Genomic DNA, 21,507 nt, shown 5'->3' on the forward strand with positions numbered 1-21,507 from the left:
TCCACAGCTTTTGTGGAAAACTGTGGAAAAGTCCAAAAGATAAGCATCTTGGCTAAAAAACAGACGCAAGCGTTCAAATTTACCGCGCTTCGATTACTTGATTATGACTGTATTTTGACAATTTATGGAATTTACATTCTTTTAATGCGGTGAGAGAGCGAATCAGCTAAAATTGCGCGGTTATTTTATTTATGGGTTAATCTCGTCTATGTACTCGCCAGTTGAGTCCGAACAAGGATTTAATTTCAAGCCTGAACTGCCTACCAGCTCAGCTTACTATCGTTTGCTGAAAAAGCTCCGCCGTCAAGTCGGTCATGCGATCCGCGATTTTAAAATGATCGAAGATGGTGACAAGGTTATGGTGTGTATTTCTGGTGGTAAAGACAGTTATACCTTGCTGGATATCTTGCTTCAGTTTAAACGCATTGCGCCAATCAACTTTGATGTGGTTGCAGTTAACCTTGACCAAAAACAGCCAGGTTTCCCTGAAGAAGTACTGCCACGTTATTTAGAAGAAAATAACATTCCGTACTATATCTTGGAAAAAGACACTTATAGCATCACAAAAAAACTTACCCCTGAAGGTAAAACTTATTGTGCTGTGTGTTCTCGTTTACGTCGTGGTTCTTTGTATGGTTTTGCGCAAGAAATTGGTGCAACTAAAGTGGCTTTAGGTCATCATCGTGATGATATCTTGGCGACTTTCTTTTTGAACTTGTTCCATGGCGGTAGCTTAAAAGCGATGCCACCAAAACTTTTATCTTCGGATAAAAAGAATATCTTGATTCGTCCACTGGCTTATGTGGAAGAAAAAGACATTATCAAATATGCTGAAATGCGCAAGTTTCCAATCATTCCATGTAACTTATGTGGTTCGCAAGAAAACTTACAGCGTGCCATATTGAACGATATGCTTCGTAGCTGGGATAAAGAATATCCAAAACGTTTGCACAGCATTTTTGGTGCATTGCAAAATGTATCACCATCACAATTGGCTGACCGAGAATTATTTGATTTCGAAGCGCTAGATAGTGAACGTGAGTTTGACTTCAAAGAGGGTGCATGCTCAACTGAAGAAGCACCAGAAGGCGAAAGCAAACGCATTAACATGGTGAATTTAGGTTTTGCTGCGGACTAAGTTCTAAAGGCATTCAAAAAAGCATCTGAAACTCAGGTGCTTTTTTTATGTATTTGATTTTATTCATTGTTGTATGGTTTTGATTAAAATTGAACGGTGCGTGCAAAATTCTTTAGCTATTTTGCAGGTGATCATGCTATAACAAGCGACAAGCAAAAAATGCTTCTTTTAAAATGCTGTCTGGATAGGCTGCACACACGAACAAAGAGATTGAGGATAGAACATGCCAGCTTTTTTAACTGACGATTGGTTTTCGACTGTAGAAACTCTAACTGCTCAAGCAGGTGACTTAAACTTACCACCAGCTCTGGCAAATCTTGCGATTAATTTGGTTGTTGCAGACGCTTCTGGCAATACTGAATTGTCTTTAGACGGTGGCGCAATTAAAAAAGGCTTATCTGCAAACGCAAAAACAACGCTAAACATGGATGCTGAAACTTTACGTAAAGTATTCCTTGAGTTTGATATGGCTGCAGCTATGCAAGCATTCATGACAGGCAAAATAAAAGTTCAAGGTGACATGTCACAATTGATGGCACTGCAAACTGCAAAGCCTAGCCAAGAACAAAAAGACTTATTCAAAAAAGTACTTGAGCAAACGGCTTAAGACTCATGAGATGAAGTGAATCACTTCAAATCAAAAAGCTTACCCTTGGGTAAGCTTTTTTTTCGATCTTTGAGCGAGGCGTATAAAACCAGCTAGATATTCACCAATTGCGGTGTGGTCTTAATATGCTCTAAATAGGCACGGATACGTGTGACATATTGTACAGCTTGACGATAACGACCATTGCTGGCTTTGTTACGGTCTAAATAAGCGTAGAGGTTCACCCATTTGTTTGGATTTTTACCCTGAGCTTTAATTTTGCTTTGCAATTGCGAAACTGCACCAGGCCCCATGTTATATGCAACCAATGCATACCAGTTACGGTCAGGCATTGGAATATGTGCATAACGTGCCAGCATTTGATCATAGTACTTCGCACCGCCTTGGATGCTTTGCGCTGGATCTGTGCGATTACTTACACCCATTGCTTTCGCTGTGCTGTTGGTCAGCATCATCAGCCCGCGTACGCCAGTAGGCGATACAGAGTCCGGTTTTAAATATGACTCTTGATAACCAATAGCTGCCAATAAATGCCAGTCAAGATTATATTGCTGTGCAGTTTTCTTAAAGCTTGCCTTATATATAGGCATACGTTTGCTCAGATCCCGTTGGATCGTGTTGAGCGCATCTTGCTTTAAAACATTACGATTATAAAAAGATGCTAATTGCCCAATGGAACCATTTTGCTTTGCACGGCAAATAAAACCACTTGCAGTTTGGCTAAGTGGATCACTGGCGTCTTTAAAAACCCAATTCAGGTTGCTATTTAAGCCATTTTTTTGCAGTGAAACGGTATCGCCACAGCTCGCAGAAAATGAAGTTAAATGCTTAGCTTCAATCGATTGAATGCTACTGGTGGTCATGGCGAAGTTGGCTTGACCTTTAGATACCATTTTTAAAGCGGTTGCATTGTCTGGAACAATTTTAAAATCAAGTTTTACATTGATGCTTTCTGCATAATTGCGCGCAAGGTCATAACCAAAGCCATGTAAGTGCTGGCCATCTTTAAAGGCAGTGCTTACATCTGCAACTGATACGACAATTAGTTTGTTGCTATTTACAACCGAATCATATTGATGGGTTGTCTTACTTGCATTAATACTGTGAAACGGAATTAAGACAGTACTAAATACAAATGCTTTTAAAGGGAGAAAGTTAAAAGAGTTAAGGCAAAGCCTCGACCCAGAAGTTGAACTACTGTGCATGTTGTCTCCGCTACAAGTAATTTATGCCCTAAAAAGTGAAGACAAAAAATGCCTCATACTTTCTCAAGTTTGATAAATTCAATAAGGGTTGGGCAGTCATGAACGTCATTCAGAATGACTAGGAAAAAATGGGAAATATGTAGAATTTCTACACTGATGAAAAAACAAATTCGCTTAAAAGATGTGCGCATAATAAAGAGCAAAAAAATGCTTGTCAAATTTTGTACGAAAATATTTAAAAATTAACAATATAAGTTGTTGAAAAACATAGATAAAAAAAATTGCAAAATATGGTGGTACAAGTGTTGTGTTAAAAGTGAGCGAATTGTGTAAATTTTGATACTTGAAAATGAAAGTAAATATGTCAAAAAATCTTATTAAATTGAAAATGTCATTCTTCAAAAAATGACCTGAAATGAGGCTGTTTTGTATCTTAAATGGACTTATTTTATGCGTTAAATAAACTCAGATTTTACGTATATTACAGTGTATTTGATGGTTCAATTTAAACTTTGGAGTATTGGGCTACTTTAAAAAAAAATGCACTAAATATGCAATAAATAACAACGAGATATTGTTGTATGCTTGATTGTAAAAATAGACAAAATTAACTTGTTTTATAGGTGAAAACGATAGTTGTAAATAAGCCATTAACAGTACAACGAGCTTAAGCGCTAACCACCGATAAGATTAGGCCATCATGAGAGCTTTAAAAACTGAGATTTTTAAATAAAATTCAGGATGTATATATGAAGAAAAGAGTTGATCTAATGTATGAAATTTATGCAAATTTTAGTGTTCAGCTCGATAAGTAAAAATTGCTGTGTTTTTGCAGGAAATAACAGCCAATCATGTCCCATTTTTCACAGACACTTTTTAGTCATATTTACGATTTTAGCTATTAAAAGTTTGATGCCTATATTTGATAGATCCCTGATCTATAAATGTCGTTGTATTAAGGCTAGTCATTTAAAGCATTCTTGATGCTATTTGATTTGCAGAGCAAGTCTTTCGTTGAGACTCTGGATTTGGACGGAATTCCACATATAGGAGGACTGTATTTGAAAGGAAGAAAACTTTGTTTGTGAAGGAATCTAATGATTAAAATTGAAAGATGAAAAATATTCACTTATAGTGTTTGCATTGATTATTACATCTAGATCTCCCATGATTGAACTTCGTCATTTAAAAACGCTGATCGCTTTAAGAGAGCATGGTTCTTTGGTATCAGCAGCCAATGATTTGTGTCTCACACCTTCTGCGATTTCGCATCAACTTAAAGAGCTTGACCATTGGTTTGGTGTTGAGGTAGTTAACCGTCGCAGTCGCCCGGTAAGTTTTTCCAATGTAGGGCAACGTTTATTAAAGTTAGCCGATGAAATTTTACCTCAAGTGCAAATTGCCCAATCGGATATTACGCGTATTGTGCATGGGCAAACGGGTCGAATTACTTTTTCTTCAGAATGTCATAGTTGTTTTGATTGGCTCATGCCATTGCTCAATCAATATCGCCAGCAGTATCCAGATGTCGATTTAGACTTTGCCTCAGGTTTTGAAGCGAATCCACATGAACTGTTACAAACAGGGGAGTTTGACTTATTAATTACTGCGGATCCTATTGCACTAAAAGGCATTGAATATTTTCCTATCTTTGAATATGAATCACGTTTAGTTCTGTCGAATACGCATCCCTTAGTTAGAGCGAAAGATATTACGGTACAAGAGCTTGCAGATGAAACATTGGTAACTTACCCCGTCGATAAGCATCGTTTGGATATTATGTCGCGCTTGTTTATACCTGCAAATATTTTGCCGAAGCAAATCCGTACCACAGATTTAACGCAAATGTTAATTCAATTGGTCGCAAGTGGTAGAGGTATTGCTGCTTTACCTGATTGGGTGGTAAATGAATATGAACAAAAAGGCTGGGTGACTTCACGCCGTTTAGATTGTGTGTCAGCAACGGGTTTGTGTCGCACCTTATATGCTGGCTATCGAACTGAAGAGAAAGAAAAAGATTATTTTGAAGGCTTTTTAAAACAGCTGGATAAATTTTCTAAGAAGCGCACCATTTACTATGTATAAAGTCAGCTTAGCTTTACCTACAAATACATACACAGTGTTTGGGGTTTAATGGTAATCTTGAATTGAGATTAGGCTGGTGCATCATATTGAATTTGAATGATATACCAGCTTTTTTTACCATTGGGTGTTTGTACTTGTATTTCATCATCGATGGATTTGCCTAAGCAGGCTTTGGCTACAGGAGATTGCAAAGAGATATAATCTTTACGCCCATATATTTCTTCATCACCGACAATACGAAATTTAATGCGTTCAGCATCATCATTTTCGAGTTCGACCCACGCCCCAAAATATGCTTTACCATCTTGTTCTGGGCTGTATTCGACTTTATGTGCCACTTCAAACAGCTTGGTTAAAAAGCGAATACGACGGTCAATTTCACGTAGCTTTCTTTTGTTGTAGTGGTAGTCAGCATTTTCTGAGCGATCGCCAAGACTGGCAGCCCAAGACACAATTTTGGTGATTTCAGGACGTTCCTTACGAACCAAATCGTTTAACTCATCTTGTAGTCGTTGATAACCTTCAGCTGTGAGTAGTTTTCGATTCAAAAGATTCGTCTCCAATTTGTGTGATAAACGATGCCGTAGTAAGAATGAGCTGTTATCAGCTTGCTACTATCATAGGGCGCTGAAGCTGAATATCAAGCGCTTTGATTTGAAAGATCTTATTCGATTCAGCACGGAGTTTTTGCTGATCGTTTCCTCACAAGCGATATGTAAAGTTGTGGAATGAGTATTTTGTTTTTATTTTGAGCACTCAAACCGAAATTGTTGAAAAATAATTGCCAAGCACTCATTTTATTTATATGATGCGCAACATGGAAGCGTGGCAGAGCGGTTTAATGCACCGGTCTTGAAAACCGACGAGGGCTTATACCCCTCCGTGAGTTCGAATCTCACCGCTTCCGCCAAATTCAAAAAACCCAATCGAAAGATTGGGTTTTTTTATACTTGGAATTTTATTTGTTGTTGATAGCAAAGTCGTCTTAAAATGCTCACGCTAAGATGACGTCTATTTCTAAGGCAAAATCCACGCTTGTATTTTGTTTTATAAAGACGCTAACGATCTAGAACACAATGCTGAGTAAGACATTTAAATGTACATGAATGCCTAAAAAACATGTCGCTCTCGTTGAATTGAATAAAAAATAATTAAACAGTGCTAAATTACTATGAAATATCTGAAAAATATTTGCCATTCTGAAAGAATATTTATATGATAGCGCCCATGGAAGCGTGGCAGAGCGGTTTAATGCACCGGTCTTGAAAACCGACGAGGGCTTATACCCCTCCGTGAGTTCGAATCTCACCGCTTCCGCCAAATTCAAAAAAGCCCTTGTGAAAACAAGGGCTTTTTTTTTGTGTCTCATTTAGGCCAATATCCATTCATGAGCCGAAAGAATAGATAGACTTGATACAAATAAACATTCTACTATTGAAGTACTTTGCTTAAGTCCAACATTAAATGCGATAAAAGCATAGTAACCATAAATCTGTATGAAATAGACTGTAGTCTGAAACAAGAGATTCGTGGTAGCACTATGATAAAATTGCTAAGAATAATTCATACGAATAATCAAATAAAAAGTCGCTGAGTTATCAAATAATAAGGAGTGAGAAATGGATAAACCACTAGAAATTGATGAACAGGAATGGCAAGCACGTTGTCAGCTGGCGGCCTTATATCGTTTGATTGCTTATTATAAAATGACTGACTTAATTGATACGCACATTAGTTTACGTTTAGCACATCAGCCTGAATATTTTTTAATTAATAAATATGGCGTTACCTTTGATCGTATGCGCGCTTCAGATTTGGTCAAAATTGATCATGAAGGGAACATCGTCGCACATTATGATGAAGGTAAAATGGTTAATGTTGCAGGTTTTGTAATTCATTCCGCCTTACATCATGCGCGGGCAGATATAAACTGTGTAATACATACCCATACTGCGGATGGTATTGCGGTTTCAGCACAGACACAAGGCCTATTACCTTTATCACAACATGCGCTGAAGTTTTATCAAAATATTGCTTATCATGAATATGAAGGGATTGCTTTTTCGACTGAAGAGCGGGTACGTTTGGTGAAAGACATGGCCCATTATCGGTGCATGATTTTACGTAATCACGGGTTGCTGGCAACAGGTGATACGGTTGCACGAGCCTTTCATGAAATTTACTTTTTAGAACGTGCATGCCAAATTCAGATTAAAGCCTTGAGCAGTTCATCATTGCATTATCCTAGTCCAGAAGTGCGTGAACACACACTCAAACAATTTGAAAGTCCACAGGCAGAGCCTATTATTAGGGTGGCCTGGAATGCCGCATTGTCATTAATTGAAGATCAAAAAGCGGATTATTGCCAATAGTTTGACGAAGCATTGCCCAATCAAAAAATCGACATGGTTTTAGCTTTATATAAAGCTAAGGCAGAGTACGAATTGAATAAGATGTGGCTTATTTTATCTTAGTAGGTCTGGGCGTGAGGGAAGAGAGAATAGTCAGCGTCTAGCCAAAGCGTTATCATAGTGCCATTACAGTAGTGGAATGTATTATGAAAATTGTTGCAGATGAAAATCTGGCATATACCGAATATTTCTTTGCAGAATTTGGTGAAATACAACAAAAAGCAGGTCGCACTTTAACGGCAACTGATGTGCAAGATGCGGATACACTTTTGGTTCGTTCTGTAACGAAAGTAAATACAACGCTTATTGCTGGATCATCATTAAAATTTGTGGGTAGTGCAACGATTGGAACAGATCATTTAGATATCGCTGCAATTGAGCAACAAGGCATGACATGGTCAAATGCGGCAGGTTGTAATGCGCAAGCTGTTGCAGAATATGTCATTACTGCTTTATTAAAATTAAAACCTGAATTATTAGACGCTGGCGATGCTTTTACTTTGGGTGTTGTTGGTTTGGGTAATGTCGGTTCACGTTTGGCGACAATGGCACAGCTATTGGGTTGGAATGTGATTGGCTACGATCCTTTTGTGCAACGCGATCATGTCAAGCAAGTAGAATTTGCAGAACTATTAAAAACTGCCGATGCGATTTCAACACATGTGCCGTTGACCAAAAATGTTCAGCATTCGACTTATCACTTAATCGATGCATCTGCATTGTCGCAAATGAAAAAAGATGCAATTTTGATTAACTCTGCACGTGGGCCAGTGGTTGCAGAAGCGGATTTAATTACAGATATTCAAAAAAATCAGCGTCAAGTCGTGCTTGATGTATTTGAACATGAGCCAGAAATTTCAGAAAAATTGCTTAACTTAATCACTTTGGTTACACCTCATATTGCGGGTTATAGCTTAGAAGGCAAAGCACGTGGCACACAAATGATCTATGAGGCTTTTTGCAAAACCTTTCATTATGTTGCAAGCAAACAATTTGAAACGCAATTACCCACTTGCGAAGCACTATTCGTTAATCAGACACTAAAAGAAGCGCTAAAAAATCATCTGACAGAAATTTATGATATTGCTCGTGATGATGCAAATCTGCGTGCCTGTCTGGCGGATGGTAAGGTAGATCAAAAAGCTTTTGACTATTTACGTAAAACCTATCCGCTTCGTCGTGAATGGGCTGCGCATGGAGGGCCTAAAGCATGAGTCATGTACATTATCAACCGACTTGTGATTTAGAAGCGATGCGTGCGCGTGCAAAAATGTATGCACAGTTACGTCAGTTTTTTGCATCACGTGATGTATTGGAAGTGGAAACGCCAGTCTTATCTCAAGCAGGGGTAACGGATGTGCATTTGGCTTCAGTACAAGCCCAGCGTCATGTTTTAGGTAAAAAGGCCACGCATTACTTACAAACTTCGCCTGAGTTTGCTATGAAGCGTTTATTGGCGCATGGTAGCGGACCCATTTATCAAATTTGCAAAGTATTCCGTGATGATGAGCATGGTCGTAAACATAATAGTGAATTTACCATGTTGGAATGGTATCGACCTGCATTTTCACTGAAAGATTTAATGTTAGAGGTTACCGACTTATTAAATGTTGTTTTAGCACATCGCTTTGGTGAAGTTAGACCCACCATTTATAGTTATAAACACGCATTTATGGATCGTTTGGATTTGAACCCACTTAAGGCAACGCTACAAGAGCTGAAAGATGCTTGTCGCCGTGTGGGCTTAAATTTAGATTTAGGCGACGACCGTTTAGCCTATATCGATTTATTGTTTTCACACATGGTAGAACCGAGTTTAGGGTTTGATACCCCCGTATTTTTAACGGACTTTCCACCTGAAATGGCATCACTCGCAAAAACGCGTATTGATGAAGACGGTGAGTTGGTGGCGGCACGCTTTGAACTGTATATCGAAGGTTTAGAATTGGCCAATGCCTATGATGAACTGATTGATGCAGATGTGCTTCGTAGTCGTTTTGAGGCGGATAATGCGGAACGTGAAAAGCTTGGTTTGCATATCATGCCGATTGATGAGTATTTGCTAGCTGCCTTACCCAATATGCCCGAATGTTCAGGGATCGCTTTAGGCATTGATCGCTTGCTAATGGTGGTGCAAAATCAAATGAAATTGGAAAAAGTCATTACTTTCACCGCTGATATTTCATAAGATCTATTCAATGATCGGCTGATGATTAAATCAGCCGATCATTTTAAGTATTTCGTAAAGCCCAAACTATAGGCTTCAAATCCTAAGCTTTTATAAAAAACATGGGCTGGATACCGTTCGGGACGATTGCCACTATTAAGTAAAATACGTTTTAAACCTTGTTCGATCGCTATTTTCTCAATAGCCTGCATCAGTGTTCTACCTAAGCCAAGACTTATATACTGCTCATCAATGACAAAAGCTTGAATTCGAAAAAAACCTCCTCAAATTCCCAGCTGTATTGTTTGATCAATCCTGCATAGCCAATGACTTGTGCATTAGATTCGATAACCGAGTTGGTAGGTAAGACGATGAATATCTTTGAGATCAGTATCTAATTGAAGTGGGCGAATATAGGCATGCATGTAGCAACTGCTCCATTGTTTAGTTAGAGCATAAATGTTTTATTGGTAGATTGATGGTAAAGATTGTTGCAAAAAAGATGAACATTAACGCTGTTATTATTATTTTTACATCTTTATTACTGTTTCGCCAAAAATAAAAAAGCTCCCAAAGAAGCTTTTTTATTTCAGAATGTGCTTAATCAGCAAGAGCAGTGTATTTAGCTTTTAAAACGCCAAGTGCTGCAATTCGGCGCTCAATCAGCATTTCTCCAATATCTGGCCCTTGAATTTCAGGTGGCAAATCCTGTGCTTTAATATTACGCACCACTTGCATAGCATCCAAAACATAGCGTGATTGAGGGTAGTCACGGTCTTCTAAGCCTAAACGGCCTCTAGAATCACATTCACAAGCTTGTACAAAGGCTTCAACACGTTCTGGGCGACGTAATACATCTAAACGTTGTAATAGGCGCCATAAAGTACCCGGTTTTAGGGTAAGTGCTTGGTGGCACTTTAAATGCTCCTTACATACAGCAATTGCTAACTGCTTGGTATTTGTTGGAACTTTTAAACGATCACAAACATCAGATACAGGTTTAACACCACGTTCCTCATGCATAATATGGCGTGGCCATTCTTCTGCAGGTGTGAGTGCTTTACCAAGGTCATGAACCAATACTGCAAATCGTACATCAAGGGAATAGCCAGCACGGCAAGCTTGATATAATGACATCATGGTATGAATGCCACAGTCAATTTCAGGGTGGTACTCGGGGCGCTGAGGAATACCGTAGAGTGCATCCAATTCAGGGAATAAGACTTTTAATGCACCGCAACTTCTGAGTACTTCAAAGTATTCATCGGCATGATTTTCCATTAGTGCACGAGACGTTTCCTTCCACACACGTTCAGACGTTAACGCATTTAACTCACCAGAAGTGACCAATTGACGCATTAACTCAAGTGTTTCATCTGCTACACGAAAACCGAGTGCTTTATAACGGGCTGCAAAACGCGCAATACGTAATACACGTAGCGGATCTTCCGCAAATGCATCGGATACATGGCGCAATAGGCGCAATTGTAAATCACGTTGACCGCCGTATGGGTCGTAGATATTTCCATCCTGATCTTTTGCAATTGCATTGATCGTCAGGTCACGACGAATTAAATCCTGCTCCAATGTTACGCTGACATCGGTATAAAACTCGAAGCCATGATAGCCATGTCCGGATTTACGTTCTGTACGCGCTAAGGCGTACTCATCTTTGGTCTCTGGATGAAGGAAAACGGGGAAATCTTTACCCACAGGTTGATAGCCTTGGGCAAGCATGTGTTCCGGCGTCGCGCCGACCACTACATAATCTTTTTCGTGATAGGGGTGTCCAAGCAATTGATCTCGAACTGCACCGCCCACTAAATAAACTTGCATGAAAAAACCTCTATTCTTGCAGTCATCATGCTACAGAATAGAGGTTTTCTCAAGTCAGAACTGTGGATTCAGTGAACTAAATCACAGTGCATTTTTTTCGTTTTCTTGAATTTCAGCAACTGTAAGTGCTGTCATATTCACTAAACGACGTGTTGTCGCTGTTGGTGTTAAAATATGAACAGGCTTCGCTGCACCAAGCAAGATCGGGCCAATGGTGACATTGTTACCTGATGTTGATTTCAACAAGTTAAACGAAATGTTGGCTGCATCTAAGTTCGGCATAATCAATAAATTTGCAGAACCTTTGAAGCGTGAATTCGGGAATGCAAAATGACGAATATTTTCGTCTAATGCCGCATCGGCATGCATTTCGCCTTCAACTTCTAGTTCAGGTGCAATTTCAGTTAAAATTTCGAATACTTTACGCATTTTTTGTGCACTTGGATCATTTTGATCTGAACCAAAGCTTGAGTGCGAAAGTAAAGCAACACGTGGTGTGATACCAAAACGACGTACTTCTTCAGCAGCTAAAATGGTCATCTCAGCCAGCTGTTCAGCCGTTGGATTAGTATTTACGTAGGTGTCGGCAATAAATAAATTGCGATCTTCAAGCATCAATGCATTGAGGGTGAAGAATGTGCTACGACCTTCTTTTAAACCAATCACATTTTTTACGAAGTCAAGGTGAATGTCATAGCTTGAATAGGTACCACAAAGCATACCGTCTGCTAAACCATGACGAACCAGCATTGCTGCAATGAGCGTAGAACGACGACGAGACTCACGTTGCGCGTATTCAGGTGTTACGCCTTTACGTGCCATAAGCTCATAATAGTCATCAGCAAATTGTTCATAGTGCGGGTTTTTCTCTTGATCTACGATTTCAATGTTGAAACCATTTTCAAGGCGTAAACCAAGCTTTTTAATATTTGCTTCAATCACAGCAGGGCGACCCACCAAGATTGGTTTAGCCATACCTTCATCAACTGCAATTTGAACTGCACGAAGTACACGAAGGTCTTCACCTTCAGCGTATGCAATGCGCTTCGGATCTGTTTTTGCTTGCGCAAAAATAGGTTTCATCATGAATGCTGAGTTATAAACAAACTCAGACAAACGTTGACGGTAGTGAGCAAAGTCTTGAATTGGGCGAGTTGCAACACCTGAGTCCATTGCAGCTTGTGCAATTGCTGGTGCAATTTCCAAAATCAAACGTTGATCTAATGGGCGTGGAATAAGGTAATCACGACCAAATGATGCAGATTTTTCACCATAAGATGCAGCATCTGCTTCTACATGTGCCATACGCGCAATCGCGTGTACACATGCAATTTTCATTTCTTCGTTAATGGTGGTTGCGCCAACATCCAATGCACCACGGAAAATATATGGGAAGCAAAGGGCGTTGTTTACTTGGTTTGGATAGTCCGAGCGGCCTGTAGCCATAATCACATCTGGACGTGCAGCGTGGGCATGTTCAGGTAAAATTTCTGGATCTGGGTTAGCCAAAGCGAAGATGATCGGGTTGTCCGCCATCTCTTTAACCATATCTTGAGTCAAGATACCAGCAGCAGAAAGGCCAAGGAACATATCTGCACCCGCCATAACATCGGCAAGTTGTGTACCTTCAATATCTTGTACGTATGCTTTTTTAGAATCATCAAGGCCTTGACGTTGCGTAGTTAATAAACCACGTGAGTCAGCCACAATGATGTTTTCTTTTTTTGCACCTAAGGCACAAAGCAAGTTAAGACAAGATAGAGCAGCAGCACCTGCACCTGAAGCGACAATTTTGAGTTCTTCAATTTTTTTGCCATTCAGTTGTAGGGCATTTAACAGCGCTGAACCAACAATAATTGATGTACCGTGTTGATCGTCATGGAATACAGGAATATTCATGCGTTCACGGAGTTTTTGCTCAATATAGAAACATTCTGGTGCCTTGATGTCTTCAAGGTTAATACCACCAAAAGTTGGTTCTAATGCTGCAACAATATCAACAATTTTGTCTGGATCATTTTCAGCAATTTCGATGTCAAATACGTCAACACCAGCGAATTTTTTGAATAATACGCCTTTACCTTCCATCACAGGTTTAGAAGCTAAAGGACCAATATTACCTAAGCCAAGAACGGCAGTACCATTCGTTACTACGGCAACCAAGTTACCACGTGCAGTATACAGTGCAGCTTTAGATGGGTCTTTTTCAATTTCTAAACATGGTGCAGCGACACCTGGAGAGTAAGCAAGCGCTAAATCATGTTGGTTAACAAGCTGTTTGCTTGGTGTTACGCTAATTTTACCTGGCGTTGGAAACTCATGATAATACAATGCCTGCTGTTTTAAAGATTGATCGTCCATCTGTATCTCGATTGTTTTAAGTTGCCCAGAAAACGGGAGTTTAATAGCTATTAATCAACTGAATATATCACTTGTTAGACAGTTGGGACAGACTCAGCGTGTCATTTTTTGAATCCTGAACTGTCACATTTTTTTGTCTTATATTAAGTAGCTATAAGTGAGGCACAGGTATTTTGTTCTAAATATTCGGTTGCTTCTTGTTCTGGTAGCGGCTTAGAAAATAGGTAACCTTGTGCAATATCACAATCGAGGTCTTGTAAGTATTGAAGTTGCTGTTCGGTTTCAATCCCTTCAGCAACGACGGTCATTCCCATGGCTTTGCCCATTGCAATCATGGCACTCACAATGGCGGCTTGTTTGTTTTGCCCAATTTTAGATACGAAACTGCGGTCAATTTTTAATATATCAATTGGAAAATCAGCAAGATAGGAGAGTGAAGAATAACCAGTTCCAAAATCATCGAGTGAAATATTAATATTACGTAGCTTAATTTCGTTCAGTTGATTTTTAACATCCTCGGAATTTTCTAACAGTGAAGATTCGGTAATTTCGAGTTCTAAATCTTGGCCTTCAATTTGGTTGAGGCTCATTGCATCGTCTAAAACTTCGAGCAATTGTCCGCGTCTGAGTTGCTGTGCAACAATATTCACTGAGACGCAAATATTATTAAAGCCCATGTCTTTCCATTGGCGGATTTGTTTGGCAGTTTGTTGTATTACGATACGACCAATGTCTGATATTAGGCTAGTTTGCTCTGCAAGTGGAATAAAAAGATTAGGTGGAATAATTCCCTTTTCAGCATGATTCCAACGTACTAGTGCTTCAAAACCACATACATTTTTATCTCTAAAGTTGATTTTAGGCTGGTAATAAACCATTAATTCGTTGTTTTGAATGGCTTTGCGTAAGTCACGTTCGAGGAATATACCTTGCTCTAAAAGGGCTGTATTTTCTTTCGAATAATAACGAATCGTGTTGCCACCTAGTGTTTTAGCTTCGGTGAGGGCTTGCTCGGCACAATTGTTTAAATAATCCAATTGGCGTCCATGCTCTGGGTAGAAAGCAACGCCCATAGAGATGGTAATTAAATGATCTTGTTTGGCAATATTAAATGGCAAGCCAAATGCTTTGTTAATACGTGCACATTGATCGTGTACCGAAGGGCATAAGTGGGACACTTCATACACAATGGCAAAGTCATCACCATTTAAATGCGCCATGAATAGTGCTTCTGGGTTGGTCAAACGCAAACGCTGAGCAACTTGGCGTAGTAATTCATCACCACCGTTATGGTTTAAATATTCGTTGAGTGGGCGGAAGCGATCGATATTGAGGCGAATAATGGCAAATTGTGAGTCACGCTGTGTTACCAAAAGTTTATGTAATTGATAGTTGTAGTAAAAACGATTAGGTAAATCTGTCAGCGTGTCATAATTTTCTAAATAAGATAAACGTTGCTCTTGGAGTTTACGTTCAGTTAAGTCAGACACAATACCAATATAGTGCGTGACTTTATGGTCTTCATCAGTGATGGCATTAATGTGCATCCACAAGGTAAGTTCTTTGCCAGAGAGGAATTTTTCATTTAATTCGCCATCAAACTCATTCATATTCATGAGTTGTTTAATCACACTGTAGTGGGCACTACGTTGTTGTGACTTGTAATTCGCTGTGATGTCAAATAGGTGTTTACCTAAAATTTGGTTGCTACTAAAGCCTGTTAACTTTTCATAATAAGGATTGACGTCGATATAACAGAGCTCTTCGTCGAGTATAAAAATGCCTTCAGCAGCTTGTTGTAATACACTGGTGGCTAATTTAATTCGCTCTTGTGACATTTTTTCTTTTTGAATATCACGACGAATGCCTACCATGCGGATGGCTTTTTTTGTATTTGGATCACGTTCAACCACACGACCAATGTCATGTACCCAAGTCCACTTGCCCTCTGAGTTTTGAATACGGTAGTTGGCTTCGTAACGTTCACTTTCACCGCGTAAATGCAGTTTTAAGGTTAGTTTTAATTGTTCTGCATCATCAGGATGAATTTGGTGTTGTAATTGTTCAAGGTGCTGTTTTGAATCACGGACTTGTTTTTCATATAAGTGGTTGGTGATCCGAATTTTGCGATCTTTAATGTTCCAATCCCAAGGTCTTAGGCCTGCAATTTCGTGTGCTAATACTAAGTTTTCTTGTTGATTTTCTAGGTCTTTGTTCATTTGCTCAATATCATAGGTACGTTCACGTACTTTTTGCTCGAGCAGTTGGTTGTTCAGCTGTAGTTGTAGCTCAATATCTTTAGAGTGGTTTATTTCATCTTGAAGCTGTTTGCATAAATCATCTGTCCACGTGACTTGTTGTGCAGCATCTTTCATTAAGAGTTGATTGCGTGCATACGTGGTACTCAGGCGCAGGTTAATTCGATATGACGTTGTTGCACATAATAAAATAACAATAAGTGCAAAATTCAGAGCCAGACTAAAAAGGGGGTTGGTGTCGTGTTGAATAAAATATTGTGAAAATAAAAATGGAATGATGGAAGGCAAAAAAGTGAGACAAAAATAATTTAACTTTTGGGTTAAGTAGGTCAGGCTAAAGCTTTGAGTCACGATCAATAATAATGCTGAAAGTGTTAGCGCATGAATTTCTTCAAAATCTGGATTGATGGTTGGGAGGTAGTTGTAAAGGATATAAATTCCTATAGCTACCAAGCAACCTACGGTAAAACACTGAATTTGTAGCCAGCGATGGGCGTGATTTAAATTATAAAGCCCAGGTTTAAAATGCGCTGTACTTACAAGCCAAAACAGGCAAACGATAATTTCTGTTGTAAAAAACCATGTATAAAAATAAGGTGCAGGCGTTGAACTAAAAAATTTGTAAATACAGAAAATATAGAGACAAACAACGAGAATACTGGTTAGAAAATAACGACTTAAGCGAATTGTATTTGCAATTTGGGCGGCATGATTATGCTCCCGAATATATTCATATTGATCTTCTATCATGAATATCAATGCCTTATTTCAATGTAATAATTAAGTCAATTTTTATTGGCCTAGCTGTAAACAGCTCGAAATCCTTTCAAGGCCATACATTTTATCTAAATAAGGGTAATTGCCAGAAGCACAAAAATCAATCAATATGTATACATAAATATAAAAAATCAGATGAAATTATTGATTATTCGATAATTAAGTATAGAAAGTGCAACAACTGGGGCGGTTTCTGTACGTAAAACACGTTCACCTATGCACCAATTGATAAAGCCAGCTTGGTTAGCACTTTCAATTTCTGCTTCACTTAAACCACCCTCTGGGCCAATGAGCAATGCGATATTTGGCGTTGCATTGGCTAAGACGTCTGTTTGGTCCTTGTTTGGAGCAAGTACGAGTTTAGTGTCTGGTAATTTAGAAGCAAGCCATTTGTCTAAACTAATGGGTGCAAGGATTTTTGGAACCACATTCAAACCGCATTGTTCACAGGCTGCAATCGCAATACCTTGCCAATGATCTAATTTTTTTTGGTCGCGGTCATACTTCAAACGCATTTCACAGCGTTCAGAGGTGAGCAATTGAATTTCAGAAACACCGAGTTCAACCGCTTTTTGAATCGCATAATCCATGCGATCGCCTTTACTCATGACCTGACCAAGTAAAGCTTTGAATTTTGGTGTGCGGTTTGCTGGATTGAATGCTGTAATTTCGACTGAAGCTGTCTTCTTTGCAACTTCACTTAGTGTTGCTTCATATTCACCGCCTTGTCCATTAAAGAATGTTGCAGTTTCACCCACTTGAGCGCGTAAAACTTTTACCCAATGATGAAATACGGTTTCTGTCAGTTCGACAGTGGTATCAACATTCAGGTCTGCTTCAATAAAAAAACGAGGCATTTGGCTTTACTCTCAAATAGGGAAATAAAAAACTTCTTTCATTGTGTAAAGTTTAAATTTCCCAGTTTGGGAAAGTCTAAAGCAAATGAAAGAAGTTATAGAACTTATGCTAAACCGAGGTCTAGTACAAGCTGACGTGTAGGATCAGTTGTGTTCATGGTGTAGAAGTGCAGGCTTGGTGCGCCGCCAGCAATTAGGCGTTCGCAAAGCTTAACAATCACTTCATGACCAAAGGCTTTGATTGAATCAGTATCGTCGCCATAAGTTGCCAATTGCTTACGAATCCAACGAGGGATTTCTGCGCCTGTACCGTCAGCGAAGCGAATGAGGTTGCTTGCATTGGTAATTGGCATAATGCCTGGTGCTACAGGAATATTCACGCCTTCTTTTTGAATGCGTTCTACAAAGTAGAAATATGCATCTGGATTAAAGAAGAACTGTGTCAAAGCTGCGTTTGCGCCTGCATTTGCTTTGTCGCAAAAACGTTTGATGTCGAGATCAAAGCTGTCTGCTTGTGGATGCATTTCAGGATAAGCCGCTACTTCAATGTGGAAATGGTCACCTGAATGTTCACGGATAAAACGCACAAGATCAGTTGCATAAGGCAATTCGCCTAAGCCCACTTGGCCAGATGGTAAGTCGCCGCGAAGCGCAACAATGCGGTCAATGCCTTGTGATTTGTACAAATCTAGAAGTTCTGCAATGCGTTCTTTGCTGTCACCGATACAAGATAGGTGAGGAGCAACAGGCGTACCTTTACCGTTGAAATCATTCAATGTAGACAAAGTGCGTTCGCGGGTAGAACCGCCTGCACCGTATGTTACAGAGAAAAATTCAGGATTTAATAATTGAAGTTCTTGGTGAACAACTTTAAGTTTTTCCGCGCCCGCATCAGTTTTGGTCGGGAAGAACTCAAAGGAAATAGGAATCTGTTTTGACATGTTCAAATCCTTTTTATAAATACTGTTTGTTTACCCTCTCCCTGACCTCTCCCAAAGGGAGAGGAGTATTCATTACTGAATTTTGCAGGGTTAAACACCCAGCTTATTAAATTGATAGGATTTTAGTCCTGAATTCAATTTAACGAAGCTGTCACCCTCTCCCTTTGGGAGAGGGATGGGGTGAGGGTCAATTAATATTTATAAGCCTCAGCTTTGAACGGGCCTTCAACTTGAACACCTAGGTAATCCGCTTGTTCTTGAGTCAAAGTTGTCAATACGCCACCGAAACCAGCAACCATTGCCGCAGCAACTTCTTCGTCTAATTTCTTAGGAATAAGTTCTACGCGGATTGCAGCTTGTTTTTGATCTTCTGGAAGATCAGCAAATTTTTCAGCGAATAGGTGCATTTGACCCAATACTTGGTTAGCAAAAGAACCATCCATAATACGTGATGGGTGACCAGTTGCGTTACCAAGGTTCACCAAACGGCCTTCAGAAAGAAGGATTAAGTAATCGTTTTCGTTTTCTGTACGATACACTTGGTGAACTTGTGGCTTAACTTCAACCCACTTGTAACCGCGTAGGTAGTTTGTGTCGATTTCAGTATCGAAGTGACCGATGTTACAAACAACAGCACCAGCTTTTAATGAATCAAGCATTGCAGCGTCACATACGTGGTAGTTACCAGTAGTCGTTACGATAAGGTCAGTGTTTTGAAGAAGGTCAAGGTTGATGTCTTCTTTTTTGCCAGTTTGAACGCCGTTTTTGTACGGAGCAACAACTTCGTAACCGTCCATGCATGCTTGCATTGCGCAGATTGGATCAACTTCAGTTACACGTACAATCATGCCTTCTTGACGAAGTGATTGAGCAGAACCTTTACCTACGTCGCCATAACCGATTACAAGCGCACGACGGCCAGATAAAAGCATATCTGTACCGCGTTTGATTGCATCATTTAGAGAGTGACGGCAGCCGTATTTGTTGTCGTTTTTAGACTTAGTTACAGAGTCGTTTACGTTGATTGCAGGAACTTTTAAAGTACCGTCGCGGTGCATTTCGTAAAGACGTTGAACACCTGTAGTCGTTTCTTCAGTAATACCGTGGATTTTAGCAATCACTTCAGGATATTTTTCGTGAACAAGTGCAGTTAAGTCACCGCCATCGTCCAGAATCATGTTGGCATCCCAAGGTGTGCCGTTTACGTTGATTTGCTGTTCTAAGCACCAAACGTATTCTTCTTCAGTTTCGCCTTTCCAAGCAAAAACTGGAATACCAGCAGCCGCGATTGCAGCAGCAGCGTGGTCTTGCGTAGAGAAGATGTTGCATGAAGTCCAGCGAACTTCTGCGCCTAATTCAACTAGAGTTTCAATTAAAACTGCAGTTTGAATTGTCATGTGGATACAGCCAAGGATTTTCGCGCCAGCAAGCGGTTTAGCTGCAGCATAGCGTTTACGAAGACCCATTAGCGCTGGCATTTCTGCTTCAGCAAGTTTGATTTCTTTACGCCCGTAGTCAGCTAGTGAAATGTCGGCAACTTTGTAATCTGTAAATGAAGCATTAACCGCGTTCATCACGATCTCCTTAATAAAAACAATTGATCATTATGTTCGCGGATGCCGTTGTTGATTGAAACGAATGTTCAACCGAATCGTCGAGCCTAGCGATCTTATATTTAGTGCCTATAAGAAAGTCGCAGCATCCCTCGACTAGCGAAGTATTGTACTTGGAAATAGAGTGAGTTCCAATCTTCAATTGGTTAATATCTGTCATATAAGTAAATTTCGAGATTGTACTATGATGGATAGCTTTAATTACCCTATCAAAGAATGGGGTGAAATTAAGGATGATTATAAAAATGGGAGTTTAATAATTGGCAATGGGGCTAGTGTTGCTCTGCATCAAAAATTTCGTTTTGATTCTTTAAAAGAAGAAGCTGAAAAATTAGAACTTTTTAATGCAGATATATCCAAACTTTTTAAGGAGTTTGATACAGATGATTTCGAGTTAGTTTTGAGATTAGTTTGGCATGCAAAGTTGGTAAATAATCATTTAGGTATACACGATACAAAAATTGATTCAGCTTATGAGAATATTAAAAATGCTCTAATCGAAGTTGTTAAAGAAGTTCATTGCGAACATGCACAAATATTTGATCATTTATCTGATCTTTATAAATTTACAAAGCAGTTTTCTACGATTGTTTCACTTAATTATGATTTGATTCTGTATTGGATACGTATGTATGGTAATGGGAGTAGCATCAACAATGATGGTCATATTTTTAAAGATTGCTTTATTGGATACGGCCAGTTTGATCATGATTGGGAAAAGTTTAAACAACCATACGGACGGCATCAAAAAGACGTCACGTTGACCTTTTACCAACATGGTAATTTATGTATCTTTAGAGATGCTAAAAATGCTGAGAATAAACTACAAAGAGATGAGTCTAAAAGTTTATTGGATGTTATTACATCGCAGTGGTGTGAAGACAAAATTCCATTATTTGTAGCTGAAGGCACAGGGATTAAAAAATTAGAGTCAATAAAAAGTAGTCCATATTTGAGCACAATATTTTATGAAGTTTTACCAAGCTTAGTGGCTGAAAATAAAAATTTAGTTATTTATGGATGGGGCTTAGGTGAACAAGAGTCCCATTTAATCCAGCAAATTTTTAAACAAGGTACTGTAGGTAAAGTTGCTATCTCGACTTATTCTAAAGAGCAGAAAGAATGTCATCGGATTAATACATTAATTAAAGTAATAGCTCCTAAAATAGAAGTAGAATTTTTTGATAGTCAAAGTTCAGGTTGTTGGAATAATCCCTAAAATTAAAGTATTTGTATTAATATTAATTTTAG

16 protein-coding genes and 2 tRNA genes are annotated in these 21,507 nt (G+C 39.1%); 9 read left to right on the forward strand and 9 right to left on the reverse strand.

The genetic code is table 11. From position 1 onward, the window contains the following. The first annotated feature begins 208 nt into the window (after positions 1 to 208). Positions 209 to 1,138 carry a tRNA 2-thiocytidine(32) synthetase TtcA gene (gene ttcA / locus DYI81_RS01525; RefSeq protein WP_117006507.1) on the forward strand — a complete coding sequence of 310 codons (930 nt, stop codon included), beginning with the start codon at positions 209 to 211 and terminating at the stop codon, positions 1,136 to 1,138. A gap of 223 nt (positions 1,139 to 1,361) precedes the next feature. Continuing rightward, positions 1,362 to 1,745, forward strand: a complete 384-nt coding sequence (locus DYI81_RS01530; RefSeq protein WP_106986432.1) for an SCP2 sterol-binding domain-containing protein — start codon at positions 1,362 to 1,364, stop codon at positions 1,743 to 1,745. Positions 1,746 to 1,837: 92 nt separating this feature from the next. On the opposite strand, the gene DYI81_RS01535 is transcribed toward DYI81_RS01530, so the two are convergent. Beyond that, positions 1,838 to 2,950, reverse strand: coding sequence for a transglycosylase SLT domain-containing protein (locus DYI81_RS01535; protein WP_117006508.1), 1,113 nt, complete (start codon positions 2,948 to 2,950; stop codon positions 1,838 to 1,840). A gap of 1,167 nt (positions 2,951 to 4,117) precedes the next feature. Between DYI81_RS01535 and DYI81_RS01545 the strand changes: the two genes are divergently transcribed. Beyond that, positions 4,118 to 5,035 (forward strand): LysR family transcriptional regulator, encoded by a 918-nt coding sequence (locus tag DYI81_RS01545; protein ID WP_117006509.1) that lies wholly within the window; start codon positions 4,118 to 4,120, stop codon positions 5,033 to 5,035. A 68-nt stretch (positions 5,036 to 5,103) separates the two neighbouring features. Here DYI81_RS01545 and greB read toward each other — a convergent pair whose 3' ends face one another. After that, entirely contained in the window at positions 5,104 to 5,583 is a 480-nt protein-coding gene (greB, locus tag DYI81_RS01550; protein WP_117006510.1) for a transcription elongation factor GreB, read from the reverse strand. A 271-nt stretch (positions 5,584 to 5,854) separates the two neighbouring features. On the opposite strand from greB, the gene DYI81_RS01555 reads away from it, so the two are divergent. The 5 genes from DYI81_RS01555 to epmA all read left to right on the forward strand — a co-directional run bounded on the left by DYI81_RS01555 (position 5,855) and on the right by epmA (position 9,634). Next, positions 5,855 to 5,945: transfer RNA gene (locus DYI81_RS01555), tRNA-Ser, on the forward strand. A 319-nt stretch (positions 5,946 to 6,264) separates the two neighbouring features. Continuing rightward, positions 6,265 to 6,355: transfer RNA gene (locus DYI81_RS01560), tRNA-Ser, on the forward strand. A gap of 299 nt (positions 6,356 to 6,654) precedes the next feature. Continuing rightward, positions 6,655 to 7,407, forward strand: coding sequence for a class II aldolase/adducin family protein (locus DYI81_RS01565; protein WP_106986428.1), 753 nt, complete (start codon positions 6,655 to 6,657; stop codon positions 7,405 to 7,407). Between the two features lie 185 nt (positions 7,408 to 7,592). Further along, entirely contained in the window at positions 7,593 to 8,660 is a 1,068-nt protein-coding gene (locus DYI81_RS01570; protein ID WP_117006511.1) for a 4-phosphoerythronate dehydrogenase, read from the forward strand. Beyond that, a complete protein-coding gene (epmA, locus tag DYI81_RS01575) occupies positions 8,657 to 9,634 on the forward strand; it encodes an EF-P lysine aminoacylase EpmA (RefSeq protein WP_106986426.1) in 978 nt (325 codons plus the stop codon). Before DYI81_RS01570 ends, epmA begins: the two co-directional genes overlap by 4 nt. Positions 9,635 to 9,672: 38 nt before the next feature. Here the strand turns inward: epmA and DYI81_RS18065 are convergent, their stop codons facing one another. From DYI81_RS18065 to ahcY, 7 genes are all read right to left on the reverse strand, one after another. After that, positions 9,673 to 9,882 carry a GNAT family N-acetyltransferase gene (locus tag DYI81_RS18065; RefSeq protein ID WP_276310159.1) on the reverse strand — a complete coding sequence of 70 codons (210 nt, stop codon included), beginning with the start codon at positions 9,880 to 9,882 and terminating at the stop codon, positions 9,673 to 9,675. 331 nt (positions 9,883 to 10,213) lie between these two features. Then, complete coding sequence (locus tag DYI81_RS01585) at positions 10,214 to 11,449, reverse strand: multifunctional CCA addition/repair protein (RefSeq protein WP_117006512.1); 1,236 nt, start codon at positions 11,447 to 11,449, stop codon at positions 10,214 to 10,216. 81 nt (positions 11,450 to 11,530) lie between these two features. Next, entirely contained in the window at positions 11,531 to 13,810 is a 2,280-nt protein-coding gene (locus DYI81_RS01590; protein WP_106986423.1) for an NADP-dependent malic enzyme, read from the reverse strand. A gap of 143 nt (positions 13,811 to 13,953) precedes the next feature. Next, positions 13,954 to 16,818 carry an EAL domain-containing protein gene (locus DYI81_RS01595; protein ID WP_106986422.1) on the reverse strand — a complete coding sequence of 955 codons (2,865 nt, stop codon included), beginning with the start codon at positions 16,816 to 16,818 and terminating at the stop codon, positions 13,954 to 13,956. Between the two features lie 158 nt (positions 16,819 to 16,976). Next, entirely contained in the window at positions 16,977 to 17,702 is a 726-nt protein-coding gene (locus tag DYI81_RS01600; RefSeq protein WP_117006513.1) for a 16S rRNA (uracil(1498)-N(3))-methyltransferase, read from the reverse strand. Positions 17,703 to 17,806: 104 nt separating this feature from the next. Further along, a complete protein-coding gene (metF, locus tag DYI81_RS01605) occupies positions 17,807 to 18,643 on the reverse strand; it encodes a methylenetetrahydrofolate reductase [NAD(P)H] (RefSeq protein WP_117006514.1) in 837 nt (278 codons plus the stop codon). Positions 18,644 to 18,834: 191 nt separating this feature from the next. Further along, entirely contained in the window at positions 18,835 to 20,217 is a 1,383-nt protein-coding gene (gene ahcY / locus DYI81_RS01610; RefSeq protein ID WP_106986419.1) for an adenosylhomocysteinase, read from the reverse strand. Positions 20,218 to 20,440: 223 nt separating this feature from the next. Between ahcY and DYI81_RS01615 the strand changes: the two genes are divergently transcribed. Continuing rightward, positions 20,441 to 21,475 carry a DUF4917 family protein gene (locus DYI81_RS01615; RefSeq protein ID WP_240627322.1) on the forward strand — a complete coding sequence of 345 codons (1,035 nt, stop codon included), beginning with the start codon at positions 20,441 to 20,443 and terminating at the stop codon, positions 21,473 to 21,475. Positions 21,476 to 21,507: the final 32 nt, after the last annotated feature.

The organism is Acinetobacter sp. SWAC5, from assembly GCF_003419885.1.
In the GTDB taxonomy this organism is placed as follows: Bacteria; Pseudomonadota; Gammaproteobacteria; order Pseudomonadales; family Moraxellaceae; genus Acinetobacter; species Acinetobacter cumulans.

Bases quoted from the DNA above. Each gene is read 5' to 3' on its own strand.
- ttcA (WP_117006507.1), top strand. From the start codon at position 209: ATGTACTCGCCAGTTGAGTCCGAACAAGGATTTAATTTCAAGCCTGAA.
- DYI81_RS01530 (WP_106986432.1), top strand. From the start codon at position 1,362: ATGCCAGCTTTTTTAACTGACGATTGGTTTTCGACTGTAGAAACTCTA.
- DYI81_RS01535 (WP_117006508.1), bottom strand. From the start codon at position 2,950: ATGCACAGTAGTTCAACTTCTGGGTCGAGGCTTTGCCTTAACTCTTTT.
- DYI81_RS01545 (WP_117006509.1), top strand. From the start codon at position 4,118: ATGATTGAACTTCGTCATTTAAAAACGCTGATCGCTTTAAGAGAGCAT.
- DYI81_RS01565 (WP_106986428.1), top strand. From the start codon at position 6,655: ATGGATAAACCACTAGAAATTGATGAACAGGAATGGCAAGCACGTTGT.
- DYI81_RS01570 (WP_117006511.1), top strand. From the start codon at position 7,593: ATGAAAATTGTTGCAGATGAAAATCTGGCATATACCGAATATTTCTTT.
- epmA (WP_106986426.1), top strand. From the start codon at position 8,657: ATGAGTCATGTACATTATCAACCGACTTGTGATTTAGAAGCGATGCGT.
- DYI81_RS01585 (WP_117006512.1), bottom strand. From the start codon at position 11,449: ATGCAAGTTTATTTAGTGGGCGGTGCAGTTCGAGATCAATTGCTTGGA.
- DYI81_RS01590 (WP_106986423.1), bottom strand. From the start codon at position 13,810: ATGGACGATCAATCTTTAAAACAGCAGGCATTGTATTATCATGAGTTT.
- DYI81_RS01595 (WP_106986422.1), bottom strand. From the start codon at position 16,818: ATGATAGAAGATCAATATGAATATATTCGGGAGCATAATCATGCCGCC.
- DYI81_RS01600 (WP_117006513.1), bottom strand. From the start codon at position 17,702: ATGCCTCGTTTTTTTATTGAAGCAGACCTGAATGTTGATACCACTGTC.
- metF (WP_117006514.1), bottom strand. From the start codon at position 18,643: ATGTCAAAACAGATTCCTATTTCCTTTGAGTTCTTCCCGACCAAAACT.
- ahcY (WP_106986419.1), bottom strand. From the start codon at position 20,217: ATGAACGCGGTTAATGCTTCATTTACAGATTACAAAGTTGCCGACATT.
- DYI81_RS01615 (WP_240627322.1), top strand. From the start codon at position 20,441: ATGATGGATAGCTTTAATTACCCTATCAAAGAATGGGGTGAAATTAAG.